Consider the following 15,302-nt stretch of genomic DNA (forward strand, 5'->3'; position numbering starts at 1 on the left):
GGCAGGGATCGAGTGCGCGGAAGCTATCGGAACGCGGCCGGTTCCACAACCGTGACTGCAACGATGCCCGTCTCCAAGCCCTTTTGAGGGCGTTCCGGCGGCGGCTGGGGTGATTGGCGGCTGACATCTGTCGAGGGCTTGCTACACAGGAGCGATGCGGGGCCGAGTGATTCGTCGTTGTCACCAAATCGTCGTGGGCGCATTGCTGCTTGCGCCGCTCGCCGACGTTTCCGAGGGCGTGGCGGCTCCCGCGACGCCAGCCGACGCGATGGCGCAGGCCGCGGCCCCGGCCGCAATTGCGGATTACCGCCGCAAGCTGAACGCGTATCAGGAGGCCCGCGCTGCTTTCGAGCAGGAGGCGGGCGCCTACTGGAACGCGATTGCCGACAAGAGACGTATTCGTAGTGCCAAGCGGCGCAGCCACCAGCCTGTCACGCTCGACGACTACGTGCTGGCCCGGCCTCCGCTCTACGAGGGACCGCCACGTCCCATCAATCCGGAGCCGGAAGAGGAGCGTTCGCCGCGGCAGCGCAAACACATTCCCGTTGTCGCCGATTTCCTGAAGGCTGCGGCGGAGCAGTTCCAGTTCGCGCCGCAACGGCCCAGAACCGAAATCGATTTCAAGCGCGCTTATGCGAGGGTGGCGCAAGCCTACGGCCTAACGAAAGAGCAGGCGGTTCGGGTCTATTCGTTCGAGACCGGCGGCAACGGCAATCACGACATGCAATCGGGTCTCAGCACGTCCCGACCGGGATCCCGCGCCATCTCCACCGCGATTGGCTATAACCAGTTGCTCACCACCAACAGCGTCGAACTTCTCGCCGAGCAAGGCGATGACATCCTGCGTGCGCTTGGGGAGAAAGCGGCGCGGTTGTCAGGACCGCAGCGCGCCGCGATGGAGCGCAAGATCGCGGCGATCAAGCGGATGGTAGCCTACGCACACTCGATGCCCGATACCTGGAGCGCGCACGAGAAGCTTGCCGACACGCCGAAAGGCTGGGCGATCCATGCGCTGGTGCTGGATATCGATGTCGGTCCGCTGTTGCAGACCCACAAGCTCCTGACCTCGATCATTTTCGCACGCAACAAGGGCTACGCTCGTCCGCTGACCGCCGCCGAACTGGAGATGATGAATCTCACCGGTGACGGCACCGGCCTCGACATGGTGACGATGCCGCCGGCAATGCGCGAACGCGTCCCGACAGCGAATTTTTTCCAGCGTCAGGGCTACGAACGCAATCCGGTGGCGATCCGTCACGACACGGTGGCGAAGCTGCTCGCGGTCACCGACGCCCGGATGGACAGCAACAGCGCGAAGCCGGGTGCGCGGGATCTGGCTGCGGCGTTCTGATCAGGTCAGAAGCGTTTCTGAGGGAAGCGTGTCTTCGGGCTTGACCCGAGGATGAATACCGGTTCGCCTGAAGACAACGCGTCAGATCAGAATGAACCCGAATTTTACCAGGGGACCGCCGATGACCGAAGCCGTGATTGTTTCCACCGCCCGTACGCCGATCGGCAAGGCCTATAGGGGCGCTCTCAACGTCACTGAAGGAGCGACCCTGCTCGGCCATGCCATCGGAGAAGCCGTTGCCCGCGCCGGGGTTGATTCGAAAGAGATCGAGGACGTGGTGATCGGTGTCGCCATGCAGCAGGGCGCCACCGGCGGCAACATCGCCCGCAAGGCGCTGCTTCGCGCCGGGCTCCCCGTAGCCGTGGCCGGCACCACCATCGACCGCCAATGCGCCTCGGGCCTTCAGGCAATCGCTCTCGCCGCGCGCTCGGTCCTGTTCGACGGCGTCGGAATCGCGGTCGGCGGCGGCGGCGAATCGATCAGTCTGGTGCAGAACGAGCACGCCAATGCCTTCCACGCGCAAGATCCCGCGCTTCTTGAGATCAAAGGCGAAGTCTACATGCCCATGATCGACACCGCGGAAGTGGTGGCGAAGCGCTACGGTATCTCGCGCGAGGCGCAGGATGAATACGCGCTGGAAAGCCAGCGCCGCACGGCGGCCGCGCAGCAGGCCGGCAGATTCAAGGACGAGTTGGCGCCGATCTCCACAAGAATGGCTATCGTCGACAAGCAGACCAAGGAGGTCACGTTCAAGGACGTGACGCTGTCGCAGGACGAAGGTCCGCGTCCTGATACGACCGCTGAAGGTCTCGCCGGGCTCAAGCCGGTCCGCGGCGAAGGCTTCACGATCACAGCCGGCAACGCCAGCCAGTTATCGGATGGCGCCAGCGCTAGCGTGATCATGAGCGACAAGGAGGCGTCGAGGCGCGGGCTGAAACCACTTGGCATCTTCCGCGGTTTCGTCGCCGCGGGCTGCGAGCCCGATGAAATGGGCATCGGCCCGGTGTTCGCGGTGCCGCGCCTGCTCAAGCGTCACGGCCTCACGGTGGGAGACATCGATCTCTGGGAGTTGAATGAGGCATTCGCGGTGCAGGTGATCTATTGCCGCGACAAGCTCGGCATCGATCCGGAGAAACTCAACGTCGACGGTGGCGCCATCGCGGTCGGCCATCCCTATGGCATGTCGGGCGCGCGCCTCGCCGGCCATGCTCTGATCGAAGGGCGCCGGCGCAAGGCCAGGTACGCCGTGGTTACCATGTGCGTTGGCGGTGGCATGGGCGCGGCAGGCCTATTCGAGGTGCTCCCGTAAGCTTTCCTGCAAACCGCGAAACGCGGAATCCACACAAGTGCATGGATTCCGCATCGCATTCTTTCGATTGAGCATGATCTTGTCCGAAAACCGGCTTCCACTTTTCGGGATCATGCTCCAAGGGCAATCAGCTCCCCGCTAATCCACCTCGATTTTGGTGATGGTCTTTTCGGTACTTTTGGGATCGCCGCCGTCCCTGACGGAAAACTTCACCTTGTCGCCGGCGTGAACCGACTCCGACAGCTTATGGTCGATCTTGAACTGCGTGGCCGCGTCCTCGACGTCAGCCTTATCCTTCTCTTTTTCCTTAGCCTTATTCTCTTTATCTTTCTCTTTCTCCTTACCCTTGTCGTCCTGCTCCTCCCGGATCGCAATCGTGCCGTTGAGCCGGTTGACGACCGTCACCAGACCCTTCCGGGTCTCCGCCGATGGAGTCTGCTGGGTCGGAGGCGTTGCTTGAGCGGAGGCCGTTGCACCGACGATCGCGAACAAGGAGCCGGCCAAAATCATCTTTGCCAGTATCATCTAGGGTCTTTCGGTTGCTGAAGAGTCATGGACAAACGAGTGTAATTTGCTTTCGGTCGGGCACTTCTGCCCGGTGGGACGGACGGTCGGATGGAAGCCGTGCGGGTATCTTATCCTTTCGTCGGGGGGAAGCGTGAATCAAAACGAAGGCACAAACTTGACCTTGGTCAGGCAATCCGCTTGCCTCGACCCTCCGCTTGCTGAGCGCAGCCGGGGAGCAAGCCCGCAAGTTTGAGAAGAAATTCATGGAAACTCACATTCTCGCCATCGATCAAGGCACCACATCGTCGCGCGCCATCGTGTTTCGCGCTGACATCTCCATCGCCGCGATCGCGCAGCAGGAATTCCAGCAGCACTTTCCAGCGTCGGGCTGGGTCGAGCACGAGCCGGAAGACATCTGGACCTCGACCGTTGCGACCTGCCGGCAGGCGATGCAGAAAGCGGGCGTCACGCCGAAGGACATCTCCGCCATCGGCATCACCAACCAGCGGGAAACCACCGTGGTCTGGGATCGTGCCACTGGAAAGGCGGTGCATCGCGCGATCGTGTGGCAGGACCGGCGCACGGCGGATATTTGCGCGCGGCTGAAGGCCGAGGGCCATGAGCCCGCGATATCGGCGAAAACCGGCCTGATCATCGATCCCTATTTTTCCGGCACCAAGGTCGCCTGGATCCTCGACTCGGTGCCTGGCGCGCGTGCGCGAGCGATGCGCGGAGAGCTGATGTTCGGTACCGTGGATTGTTATCTCTTGTGGCGGCTGACCGGCGGTAAGGTGCACGCGACCGATGCCACCAACGCGTCGCGCACGCTGCTGTTCAACATTCACACCGGGCAGTGGGACGACGAACTCCTGGATATGCTTCAGGTACCGCGCGCGATGCTGCCGGAGGTGAAAGATTCGTCCGTGCATTTCGGTGATAGCGTCTCCGAGCTGTTCGGCGCGCCGATCTCGATCCGGGGCATCGCCGGCGACCAGCAGGCCGCGGTGGTGGGTCAGGCGTGTTTTGCTCCCGGAATGATCAAGTCGACCTATGGCACCGGCTGTTTTGCGCTGCTCAACACCGGCACGACGCCGGTCGCATCGAACAACAAGCTGCTCACGACGATCGCCTATCAGCTGAACGGCCAACGCACCTACGCGCTGGAAGGCTCGATCTTCGTCGCGGGCTCCGCCGTGCAGTGGCTGCGGGACGGCCTTGGCCTCATCAAGCAGGCTTCGGAGGCGGGGCCGCTGGCCGACCAGTCCGACCCCACCCAATCCGTGTATCTTGTGCCGGCTTTCGTCGGCATGGGAGCGCCGTACTGGAATCCGAATGTGCGCGGTGCGCTGTTCGGACTGACCCGCAACACCGGGCCGGCGGAGCTCGCTCATGCGGTGCTGGAAAGCGTCTGCTACCAGACGTTTGATCTTTGGGACGCAATGCGCGCCGATTGGCCGGGCGCCGATGCCGCGCACACCGTGCTCCGTGTCGACGGCGGCATGACGGCCTCGGATTGGACTATGCAGCGCCTTGCGGACCTGCTCGAGGCACCGGTCGATCGGCCGGTGATTCAGGAGACCACGGCGCTGGGCGCGGCCTACCTCGCGGGGCTCTCCGCAGGCGTTTATCCGGAGCCGTCGAGATTTGCCGACAACTGGCGGCTCGAGCACCGCTTCAGGCCGGCGATGAGCGCCGCGACGCGGACGCGAAAGCTCAAGGGTTGGGCGGCGGCAGTGCGTGGCGTGCTGGCGAGCGACGAGCAATAGGCTATTCGTATGTGGGGAATGCAGGCATGCCGGCCGCGCACGCGCGGCAGAAGCCGGTCGTTCAGACTTTCACCGCCGCCTTGTGGCGCAGTTGGCGGATTTCCTCGAAACGGGCGGTGACATCGCGCAGCACCGACACCAGCCCGGTGATGCGGCCGGCGGCGTCCGTCAGCGGCACGATGGTGAATTCGAGCGAGATGCGCCGGCCGTCTCTGTGAAGCGCGGGAACGGCAAGCACATCACCACCGCTGTAGCGGCTCTGCCCGGTCAGCATCACCTCGCGGTATCCGGCCCAGTGCCGGGCGCGCTGGTTTTCCGGAATGATGAGGTCGAGCGACTGGCCGATTGCCTCGCTGGTGCTATGGCCGAAAATCCTGACCGCGCCTGGGCTCCAGAACGTGATCGTGCCGTTGCGATCGGTAGCAATGATCGCGTCCGCGGATGAATCCAGCAGTGCGGCAGCGATCGCGGATGTGTCCACGGTCAGCCCGCCCGCGCAGCGGTCTTGCGCAATTTGAGATGCACCGCGCATTGGCAGCCCGGCGGATGACCGGCGACGTCGGCGGAGGCGTCGTTGGCGGGCGCGGGCACCGGCGTCGCGATGGGCTTTCCGGACTGGCCGGAAACATCCTGGCCGGGAATGTAGTTGAGGATCGAGGCCAGCCAGCGCTCGATCTCGGCGACCTCCATCCCCTTGCGCGCGGCATAGTCCTCGACCTGATCGCGCTCGATCTTGCCGACGCCGAAATATTGGCTTTCGGGATGGCTGTAATAGAGACCGGAGACCGAGGAGCCGGGCCACATCGCAAAGCTCTCAGTCAGCTCGACGCCGGTCGCGCGAGTCGCATCCAGCAGGCGGAACAGCGTGGCCTTCTCGGTATGGTCGGGCTGCGCCGGATAGCCGGGCGCGGGGCGGATCCCGACATATTCCTCCCGGATGAGCTGATCGTTGGTCAGCGCTTCATCCGGCGCGTAGCCCCAGAATTCCGTTCGCACGCGCTGATGCATCCGTTCGGCGAAGGCTTCCGCGAGGCGGTCGGCCAGCGCCTTCACCAGAATGGACGAGTAGTCGTCATTGGCGTTCTTGAAGCGCGCCGCGATTTCATCCTCGCCTAGGCCTGCGGTGACGGCGAAGCCGCCGATATAGTCGGCGATGCCGGTTTCTTTCGGAGCGATGAAGTCCGCCAGCGCGGCGTTGTGACGGCCCTCGCGTTTTTCGAGTTGCTGGCGCAGGGTGTGATAGGTCGCGATCTGTGTGGTGCGGCTCTCGTCGCTGTAGACCGCGATATCGTCGCCGACGCGGTTGGCGGGCCAAAAGCCGATCACGCTGGAGGCCTTAAACCACTTTTCTTTGACGATGCGGTCCAGCATCTTGCGTGCGTCGTCATAAAGGGCGCGCGCGGTCTCGCCGACCACCTTGTCGTCGAGGATCGCTGGAAAGCGCCCGGCCAGTTCCCACACCTGGAAGAACGGCGTCCAGTCGATCACCTCCACCAGTTCTTCCAGCGGATAGTCGGTGAAGGCTTTGGTTCCGAGGAAGGTCGGCTTGACCGGGCGGTAGCTGCTCCAGTCAATCGGCACTGCGTTGGCGCGGGCGGCTGCGAGCGGCAGCCGTTTCTTATCCTGCTGGGCGCGGAAATGCGCCGCGGAAATCTTGGCGTATTCGGCGCGCACTCCTGCCGCGTAGGCCTCCCGCCGCTCCGGCGACATCAGCGAGGCAACGACGCCGACAGCGCGGCTGGCGTCGTTGACATGGATGACCGGGCCGTTGCGATAGTTGGGGTCGATCTTCACGGCGGTATGGACGCGGCTGGTGGTCGCGCCGCCAATCAGGAGCGGCAGGTTGAGACCCTGACGCTCAAGCTCCGCCGCGAAATAGCCCATCTCGTCCAGCGACGGTGTGATCAGGCCGGAGAGGCCGACGATATCGGCCTTCTCGGCCTTCGCTGTCTCGATGATTTTGGCGGCCGGCACCATCACGCCGAGGTCGATCACCTCGTAGTTGTTACACTGGAGCACGATGCCGACGATGTTCTTCCCGATATCGTGGACGTCGCCCTTGACGGTGGCGAGCAAAATCTTGCCGGCGGAGGTGCTGCTCGCGCCGTCGATGCCGGCAGCCTGATTGCGCGCCTTCTCCTCCTCCATGAACGGCATCAGATAGGCGACCGCCTGCTTCATCACCCGCGCCGACTTCACCACCTGCGGCAGGAACATCTTGCCGTCGCCGAACAGGTCGCCGACCACGTTCATACCGGCCATCAGCGGCCCTTCGATTACGTTGAGCGGGCGCTCGACCGTCAAGCGCGCGGCTTCGGTGTCTTCCTCGATATATTCGGTAATACCGTTGACCAGCGCGTGGCTCAGCCGCTTCTCCACCGGCCATTCGCGCCAGGAAAGATCCTTCTCCTTCACTTCCTTGCCAGCGCCCCGGAATTTCTCCGCCAGTTGCAGCAGCCGTTCCGATGCTCCGGGATCGCGGTTGAGGATGACGTCTTCGCAGGTCTGTCGCAGCTCGGGGTCGATGTCGTCATAGATGATCATCTGCCCGGCATTGACGATGCCCATATCCATGCCGGCCTTGATGGCGTGATACAGGAATACCGAGTGCATGGCCTCGCGCACCGGCTCATTGCCGCGGAACGAGAACGACAGGTTGGAGACGCCGCCTGAGATATGCGCGTGCGGTAGGTTTTGGCGGATCCAGCGCGTTGCCTCGATGAAATCGACGCCGTAGTTGTTATGCTCCTCCAGACCCGTCGCGACGGCGAAGATGTTCGGATCGAAAATGATGTCTTCGGGCGGGAAGCCGACCTTCTCGGTCAGGATGTCGTAGGCGCGCTTGCAGATTTCCATTTTGCGCTGGCAGGTGTCGGCCTGCCCGGTCTCGTCGAACGCCATCACCACCACGGCCGCGCCGTGGCGTCGCGCAATCCGCGCCTCGTGCAGAAACTTCTCCTCGCCTTCTTTCAGCGAGATCGAGTTCACCACCGGCTTGCCCTGGATGCACTTCAGGCCGGCCTCGATCACCGAAAACTTGGAGGAATCGACCATCACCGGCACGCGGGCGATGTCGGGTTCGGACGCGATCAGGTTGAGGAAGGTGACCATCGCCGCTTCCGAATCCAGGAGGCCTTCGTCCATGTTGACGTCGATGATCTGGGCGCCGTTCTCGACCTGGTTGCGCGCCACATCGAGGGCAGCGGTGTAATCGCCGGCCTTGATCAGGTTGCGGAATTTGGCCGAGCCGGTGACGTTGGTGCGCTCGCCGACATTGACGAACGGAATATCCGCCGTCAGCGAGAACGGCTCCAGCCCCGACAGCCGCAGCCGCGGCGCAATGACCGGCACTACGCGCGGCTTGTGCGGGGCGATCGCGGCCGCGATGGCCGCGATATGATCCGGCGTGGTGCCGCAGCAGCCGCCGACGATGTTGACGAGGCCGGCCTGCGCGAACTCGCCGATCAGCCGTGCCATGTAGTCCGGGCTCTCGTCGTATTCGCCGAACTCGTTGGGCAGGCCCGCGTTCGGATAGGCGCAAACCAGTGTGTCGGCGACGCGTCCGATCTCGGCGACATGCGCGCGCAGGTCTTCCGCGCCGAGCGCGCAATTGAAACCGATGGTGAGCGGATTGGCGTGCCGTACCGAGTGCCAGAACGCTTCGGGCAATTGGCCCGAAAGCAAGCGGCCGGACTTGTCGGTGATGGTGCCGGAGACCATCACCGGAATCTCGATGCCGCGCTCCTCGCCGATTTCGGCGACGGCGTAAAGCGCCGCCTTGGCGTTCAGCGTGTCGAAGATGGTTTCAACCAGCAGCAGATCGGCGCCGCCGTCGAGCAGGCCGTTGATCTGTTCGCCATAGGCCTTGCGCAGGTCGTCGAAGGTGACCGCCCTGTAGCCTGGGTTGGCGACGTCTGGTGAGATCGACGCGGTGCGGTTGGTTGGGCCGATAGCGCCGACGACAAAACGCGGCTTGCCATCCTCGCCGCTGACACGGGCGGCGGCGGCGCGCGCGAGCTTCGCGCCCTCGCGGTTGAGTTCGTAGACGAGGTCCGACATGTCATAGTCGGCCTGCGCGATCGAGGTCGATGAAAACGTGTTGGTGGCGACGAGGTCAGCACCGGCGCGCAGATATTGCGCGTGAATGTCTTCGATCGCTTGCGGTTGGGTGAGGATGAGGAGATCGTTGTTGCCGCGCACGTCGCGGTGAAAATTTTTGAATCGCTCGCCACGAAACGCGGCTTCGTCGAACCCTCGCGCCTGGATCATGGTGCCCATGGCGCCGTCGAGCACCAGAATGCGCTCGCGCGCGAGGTTCCGGAGTTTTTCGGCAGTGGGATTCGAGCTTTTTGTCACGCTTGTTATCCTGTGATCGTTATGCCCGCGCTTATCGCGGACATCCACGTCTTGGGCGGAAGATGGGATCACGCTGCCTTCTGGGCAGCATCGGGCCGGATGCCGAGCAGATGGCAAATCGCGAACACCAGGTCGGCGCGGTTCATGGTGTAGAAGTGGAACGTATCGACGCCGCGCTTGGCGAGCTTCTGGACCTGACCGGCCGCGACCGTCGCCGCGATCAGCTTGCGCGTTTCCGGATCCTCATCGAGCCCTTCGAATTTTTCGGCGAGCCAGGTTGGAACCGTGGTGCCCGCCTTGGTCACAAAGGCTCTGGCCTGCTTGAAGTTGTGCATCGGCATGATGCCCGGCACAATCGGAATATCAATGCCGCGCGCGCGGACGCGATCGAGATAGCGAAGGTAAAGGTCGTTGTCGAAAAAGACCTGGGTGATGGCGCGGGTCGCGCCGGCATCGACCTTTGCCTTGAGGACATCGATATCGGTATCGATGTCGCGACTCTCGGGGTGCTTTTCGGGATAGGCCGACACAGAAATTTCGATGTCGCCATGCCGCCGCTTGATGCCGGCGACGAGGTCGGTCGAACTGCGATAGCCTTCTGGATGGGTGCTGTAGGCCGTCCCGATGCCGCCCGGGGGGTCTCCGCGAAGAGCGACGATATGGCGGACGCCGATGTCGCGATAGCGGCTGACAATCTCATCGACTTCTCCGCGCGGCGCGCCGACACAGGTGAGATGCGCCGCGGGACGAAGCTGAGTCTCCGACAGGATGCGCGCGATGGTCGAATGGGTGCGCTCGCGAGTCGAGCCGCCGGCGCCGTATGTCACGGAGACAAAGCTCGGATCAAGGGGCGCGAGGCGTGTAATGGTGCCCCAAAGATTGTGCTCCATCTCCTCGGTTTTGGGCGGAAAGAACTCGAACGAGATCGTGGGTCGTTTTTGCGCGCCAAGGTCACTACGAGCCGGGGCGGAAGTGTCTGTCATGACTCGTGAACTCCACTGCATCTCCTCAACGTGCCCCCATCGTCGGTAGTTTCCGGAAAACGCCCAGGCCTCATGGCCGTGCCATCACAGATTGGCGTTCCCACTAGGATAGCCCATAATTAGACGTCCCCGTGATGGGAAGTAGCCCACCTCGCCCATATATGTAAGGCAAATAGGTCGGTTATGTGAAATAATGGGCAGACACAAAAGCTGTATTATATTGAATTCGTTGATGATATTAAATATTCCCTGTTTGGGAACATGCACATATATCGACCTAAACTGAAAATTGCCCAACTCGGGGGCGGAAAATGCACGAAACTCGGTCAATCCGCTCGTTCGCGGAAAGTCGCGCGGAACGGATGAGCCGGATAGACGCCCACGATGCGAAGCTCCTTTGAAAAGAACCTCAACTCCTCCAGCGCGAATGCGAGGCCGCGATCGTCCGGGTGGCCTTCGACATCCGCATAGAATTGTGTAGCGAAGAAGTTGCCGTCGACCATGTAGCTTTCGAGCTTGGTCATGTTGACGCTGTTGGTGGCAAATCCCCCCATCGCTTTATAGAGCGCGGCCGGCAGGTTTCGCACGCGAAAGACGAAACTGGTGACCAGCGGTCCAGATCCTTGCTTGGCCCAGTTGGCCTCTCGTGCCAGCACCACGAAACGCGTGGTGTTATGGTCCTCGTCCTCGACATCCTCGGCGAGAATATCGAGATGATGGAGTTGCGCAGCGAGACGCGAAGCGATCGCCGCACAGCTGGTATCGCGGCGTTCGGCGACAAGGCGGGCGGCGCCGGCGGTATCGCCCGAGACGATCGGCCGGATGCCAAGTTTGCGGATGATGCGGCGGCATTGCCCGAGCGCGTGAACGTGACTTTCGACGGTCTTGATATCCGCGAGCGTTGCTCCGCGCGGCGCCACCAGTTGATGCCGGACCGGCAGGAAGTATTCGCCGACGATGAATAACCCCGACTGCGGAAGCAGGTGGTGAATGTCGGCGACGCGGCCGGCCACCGAATTCTCGATCGGGATCATGCCGAGGTCGGCTTCGCCAGACGCGATGGCGGCGAGCGCGTCCTCGAAGGTCGCGCAAGGCAATGGTTCGGCATCGGGATAGGCGTCCGCGATGGCAATATGGGAATTCGCGCCGGGCTCGCCCTGGAATACGATTTTCATCATCTTGGTCATCAGCTGTTCTATCAGCGGGCCGGGTGTTCGCCAGAGGCTGAATTGGCGAGGAGCCGGCGGGCGGTTTCGAGGTCGGCCGGGGTATCGACGCCCCGCGGCACGTCGTCCACAATCATGATGTCTATCCGCATTCCGCCTTCCAGCGCCCGCAACTGCTCGAGCCGTTCCTGTCGCTCAAGAGGCGAGGGCGGCAGCTCGACAAAGCGCTGCAAGGCCTCGCGGCGATATGCGTAAAGCCCGACATGATGGTAGCGCGGACCCTCGCCATACGGGGCGGTGGCGCGGGTAAAATAAAGCGCGCGCAGTCGCCGAGAGCCGACCGGAGATCCGATGGCCTTGACCACATTCGGGTTGGTGGCCTCCTCATCGGAGTGAATTTCGGCGGCCAGCGTTGCGATATCGACCGAGGGGTCGGCCAGCGGCTTGAGCACGTCGCGAATCGTGCCCGGACGGATGGTCGGGAAGTCGCCCTGGAGGTTGACGATTGTATCGATGTTGCCTTCGGGGTCCAGTCTGCCCAGCGCCTCGAAAACGCGGTCGGAGCCGGACGGATGATCGGCGCGCGTCATGATTGCCTCGCCGCCATGGGCCGTCACCGCGGCCGCGATGTCGGAAGTGTCGGTGGCGACGGCGACGCGCCCGATGCCGGCGGCCTCAGCCCGCCGCAAGACATGAACGACCATCGGCAGACCGCCGATATCCAGCAATGGTTTGCCTGGAAGTCGGGTCGCGGCCATGCGGGCGGGTATCAGCACGAGGGTGCGGGACTGGGTCATCGGTTGGGAGAGAGCGGAAAATTGGCGCAGCTTCTTAAGATCTGCGGCATTTATACGGGTTGTCAGAACGCCGGCAAACCGTTATCTCGTTCTGCCGCCTCCGCGAGGCCGGTCCGCGGCATCTCCGTCGTCGTTCAGCCGGCCGTGCGGCCGACTTTCGAGCGTGGAGCCTTGCCGCAGATGGACTCCCTCAATGATCAATAAATTTCTTGGCGCGGTTCTGGGCACCTGCCTCGTTCTGCTGGTCATGAATTTCGTTGCCAAGGCGATTTTCGCGCCGCATGTGCCTGCGAAGCTTGGTTATAAAATTGAGGTCAAGGAAGCGCCGGAGGCAGCGCACAAGGAAGCAGTTCACAAGGACGACAAGCCGGCGGCTTCGAGCAAGGACGCCGAGGTCGCGTCGGCGGTGTCGCTGGGGAAGAGGCTGCAAGCCGCTTCGGTCGAGAGCGGCGCCATCGTGGCCAAGAAATGCGCCGCCTGCCATACCCTTGAGAAGGGCGGACCGAACCGCGTTGGTCCTAACCTTTATGGCATCGTCGGCGAGCCGCGCGGCAAGGGCCATGACTTCAATTTCTCGGCTGCCATGAAGGCCAAGGGCGGCACCTGGACGCTTGATGAACTGGACAAGTTCCTGGCCGGTCCGAAGGAATACATCCCCGGCACGGCGATGTCGTTCGCCGGCGTTCCGAAGGACACCGACCGTGCCGACCTCATTGCCTATCTGCGCAAGAATTCCGACAAGCCCTAGCCGCTGACGGATGCCGCGAGGTTACGCTGCGTAGCCTCGCCAACCGGCGGCGGGAGTTTTCAAAGCCGCTCACCTTGCCGGTCGCCCACACTTAACCGGCTGGTTTCACCGCACAAGTTCGAGAGGTGGGTGGCATCATCCCCGAAAACCGACATAATCGGCCGAGACAGTGCGCTTCGAGTTGCACCGCCAGGCATGATGCCGAAAAGTGGAAACCGGTTTTCGGACAAGATCATGCTCAATCGAAAAAATAGAACAGAGGTCGGTTCAACACAGTTGAATCGGACTCTGGAGCGCGATCAGCAATCCTGGATCAATTGCGCTCCAAGAGTGAGAACGCGCATGATCATCGCCAGCCGATCACACTTTGGCGCATCATGCGCTAGCTCGCCCCGATAACTCGCAGGGATATTCGTATTGGCCTTCACACGACGACGTCTTCTTCACGGCGGTGCCCTGATCGCAGCCGCTCCCGCGATCAAAGTCTTCACCGGCGCTTCGACAATCGAAGCGGCGCATGCACAGGCCGGACCGGCCGGCCTCAAATGGCGGCACGCGCTCTCGCTGTTCGGCGACGTGAAGTATCCGGAAGGCTTCAAGCATTTCGACTATGTCAATCCGAACGCGCCCAAAGGCGGCATGGCGCGGCAGATCGTGATCGGCACTTTCGATAATTTCAATCCTGCCGTGGCGGGCGTGAAGGGTTTGATCGCGTCAGGAGTCGCGCTGATCTATGAATCGCTGACGTCTCAATCGCTGGACGAGGTCGCGACGGAGTATGGCGCGCTGGCCGAGTTCATTAGTTATCCTGATGATTTCTCGTTCGTGACCCACCGCCTGCGGGCTGAGGCAAAGTGGCACGACGGCAAGCCGGTCACGCCCGATGACGTGATTTTTTCGTTCAACGCGCTAAAGAAGCATCGTCCGTTTTATGCAGCTTATTACCGCCATGTTGTGAAAGCCGAAAAGACCGGGGAGCGCGAGGTGACCTTCACCTTCGATGCGCCGGGCAACCGCGAACTGCCGCAGATCGTCGGACAGTTGATGGTGCTTCCGAAGCACTGGTGGGAAGGCACCAACGAGGCGGGCGTCAAACGGGATATTTCCTCGACCACGCTGGAGCCGCCGCTCGGCAGCGGCCCTTACAGGATCAAGAGTTTTGATGCAGCGCGTTCGGTGACGCTGGAACGGGTCAAGGATTACTGGGGCCGCGATCTCAATATCAACGTCGGCCAGAATAATTTCGACGAACTGCGTTATGAATACTTCCGCGACAGCACGGTTGCGCTCGAAGCCTTTAAGGCCGATCAGGTCGACTGGCGCACCGAGAACAGCGCCAAGAACTGGGCCACGGCTTACGATTTTCCGGCGGTGAAGGACGGCCGCGTTGTTCTGGAAGAATTTCCCATTCGCAATGCGGGCGTGATGCAGGCGTTCGCCCTCAATATCCGCCGCGACAAGTTCAGGGATCCTCGCGTGCGGAGAGCGCTGAATTTCGCGTTCGACTTCGAGGAAATGAACAAGCAATTGTTCTACGGCCAGTACAAGCGCATCAATAGCTATTTCTATGGCACAGAACTGGCATCAAGCGGCTTGCCCGAGGGCAGGGAGCTTGAAATCCTCGAGACCGTTCGCGCCGAAGTTCCGGCCGAGGTGTTTACGACGCCTTACAGCAATCCGGTCGGCGGCAATCCCGAAGCGGTTCGCAGCAACCTGCGCGAAGGCATGAAGCTCTTCAAAGAGGCGGGATATGAGGTGCGTGACCACAAGCTGGTGGACAGCAAGACCGGCGCGCCGTTCGAACTGGAATTAATGTCGGAAGATCCGAGCGCTGAGCGGATCATGCTGTTCTTCAAGCCGTCGCTGGAGCGCATGGGCATCACCGCAACCGTCCGGACCGTCGATACGACGCAATACGAGAACCGGATGCGCAACTGGGACTTCGATGTGGTCGTCAATAACTGGATTGAATCGCTGTCGCCCGGCAATGAGCAGAGGGAGTTCTGGGGCTCGCACGCCGCGGATATGCCGGGTTCGCGCAATATCGTCGGCATCAAGAATCCCGCCGTCGACAAGCTGATCGATCGCGTGATCTTCGCTAAAGACCGCGCCGAGCTCGTCGCAGCCACCAAGGCGCTCGACCGCGTGCTGTTGTGGAATCACTACGTGGTGCCGCAATTTAGCTATCCGTTCCATCGCACCGCCCGTTGGGACCGCTTTGGGCGGCCTGCCGAGATGCCGAAGTACGGTGTCGACGCCTTTCCGGCGCTGTGGTGGTACGACGCCGACAAGGCGGCCAAGGTCGGCAAGCGATCTTGA

Annotated in this window: 11 protein-coding genes; 5 read left to right on the plus strand and 6 right to left on the minus strand. The window is 62.2% G+C overall.

All coding sequences use genetic code 11. The features are described 5' to 3' along the window. Nucleotides 1-154 precede the first annotated feature (154 nt). Together ACM561_RS01505 and ACM561_RS01510 are read left to right on the plus strand one after the other, a co-directional pair. Nucleotides 155-1,351: a hypothetical protein gene (locus ACM561_RS01505; protein WP_425907514.1), complete on the plus strand. Its 1,197-nt coding sequence runs from the start codon at nt 155-157 to the stop codon at nt 1,349-1,351. Nucleotides 1,352-1,472: 121 nt separating this feature from the next. Further along, on the plus strand, nt 1,473-2,660 hold the full coding sequence (locus ACM561_RS01510) for an acetyl-CoA C-acyltransferase (RefSeq protein ID WP_425907516.1): 1,188 nt from the start codon (nt 1,473-1,475) through the stop codon (nt 2,658-2,660). A 138-nt stretch (nt 2,661-2,798) separates the two neighbouring features. Here ACM561_RS01510 and ACM561_RS01515 read toward each other — a convergent pair whose 3' ends face one another. Continuing rightward, nucleotides 2,799-3,185: a hypothetical protein gene (locus ACM561_RS01515; RefSeq protein ID WP_425907517.1), complete on the minus strand. Its 387-nt coding sequence runs from the start codon at nt 3,183-3,185 to the stop codon at nt 2,799-2,801. A 245-nt stretch (nt 3,186-3,430) separates the two neighbouring features. On the opposite strand from ACM561_RS01515, the gene glpK reads away from it, so the two are divergent. Continuing rightward, nucleotides 3,431-4,933, plus strand: a complete 1,503-nt coding sequence (glpK, locus tag ACM561_RS01520) for a glycerol kinase GlpK (protein ID WP_425907519.1) — start codon at nt 3,431-3,433, stop codon at nt 4,931-4,933. A gap of 61 nt (nt 4,934-4,994) precedes the next feature. On the opposite strand, the gene ACM561_RS01525 is transcribed toward glpK, so the two are convergent. The 5 genes from ACM561_RS01525 to ACM561_RS01545 form a co-directional block, all read right to left on the minus strand. Next, entirely contained in the window at nt 4,995-5,414 is a 420-nt protein-coding gene (locus ACM561_RS01525; RefSeq protein ID WP_425907521.1) for a PAS domain-containing protein, read from the minus strand. A 2-nt stretch (nt 5,415-5,416) separates the two neighbouring features. Next, a complete protein-coding gene (gene metH, locus ACM561_RS01530; RefSeq protein ID WP_425907522.1) occupies nt 5,417-9,289 on the minus strand; it encodes a methionine synthase in 3,873 nt (1,290 codons plus the stop codon). Between the two features lie 68 nt (nt 9,290-9,357). Then, nucleotides 9,358-10,272, minus strand: a complete 915-nt coding sequence (metF, locus tag ACM561_RS01535) for a methylenetetrahydrofolate reductase [NAD(P)H] (protein WP_425907524.1) — start codon at nt 10,270-10,272, stop codon at nt 9,358-9,360. Between the two features lie 326 nt (nt 10,273-10,598). Beyond that, nucleotides 10,599-11,459, minus strand: coding sequence for a prephenate dehydratase (locus ACM561_RS01540; protein WP_079445345.1), 861 nt, complete (start codon nt 11,457-11,459; stop codon nt 10,599-10,601). A gap of 11 nt (nt 11,460-11,470) precedes the next feature. Beyond that, nucleotides 11,471-12,235, minus strand: coding sequence for a 3-deoxy-manno-octulosonate cytidylyltransferase (locus ACM561_RS01545; RefSeq protein ID WP_425907526.1), 765 nt, complete (start codon nt 12,233-12,235; stop codon nt 11,471-11,473). A gap of 193 nt (nt 12,236-12,428) precedes the next feature. Between ACM561_RS01545 and ACM561_RS01550 the strand changes: the two genes are divergently transcribed. Both ACM561_RS01550 and ACM561_RS01555 read left to right on the plus strand, forming a co-directional pair. Beyond that, complete coding sequence (locus ACM561_RS01550) at nt 12,429-12,983, plus strand: c-type cytochrome (protein ID WP_425907528.1); 555 nt, start codon at nt 12,429-12,431, stop codon at nt 12,981-12,983. Nucleotides 12,984-13,400: 417 nt separating this feature from the next. After that, nucleotides 13,401-15,302, plus strand: coding sequence for an extracellular solute-binding protein (locus ACM561_RS01555; protein ID WP_425907529.1), 1,902 nt, complete (start codon nt 13,401-13,403; stop codon nt 15,300-15,302).

It is taken from the genome of Nitrobacter sp. TKz-YC02, from assembly GCF_049852135.1.
Lineage (GTDB): Bacteria > Pseudomonadota > Alphaproteobacteria > Rhizobiales > Xanthobacteraceae > Nitrobacter > Nitrobacter vulgaris.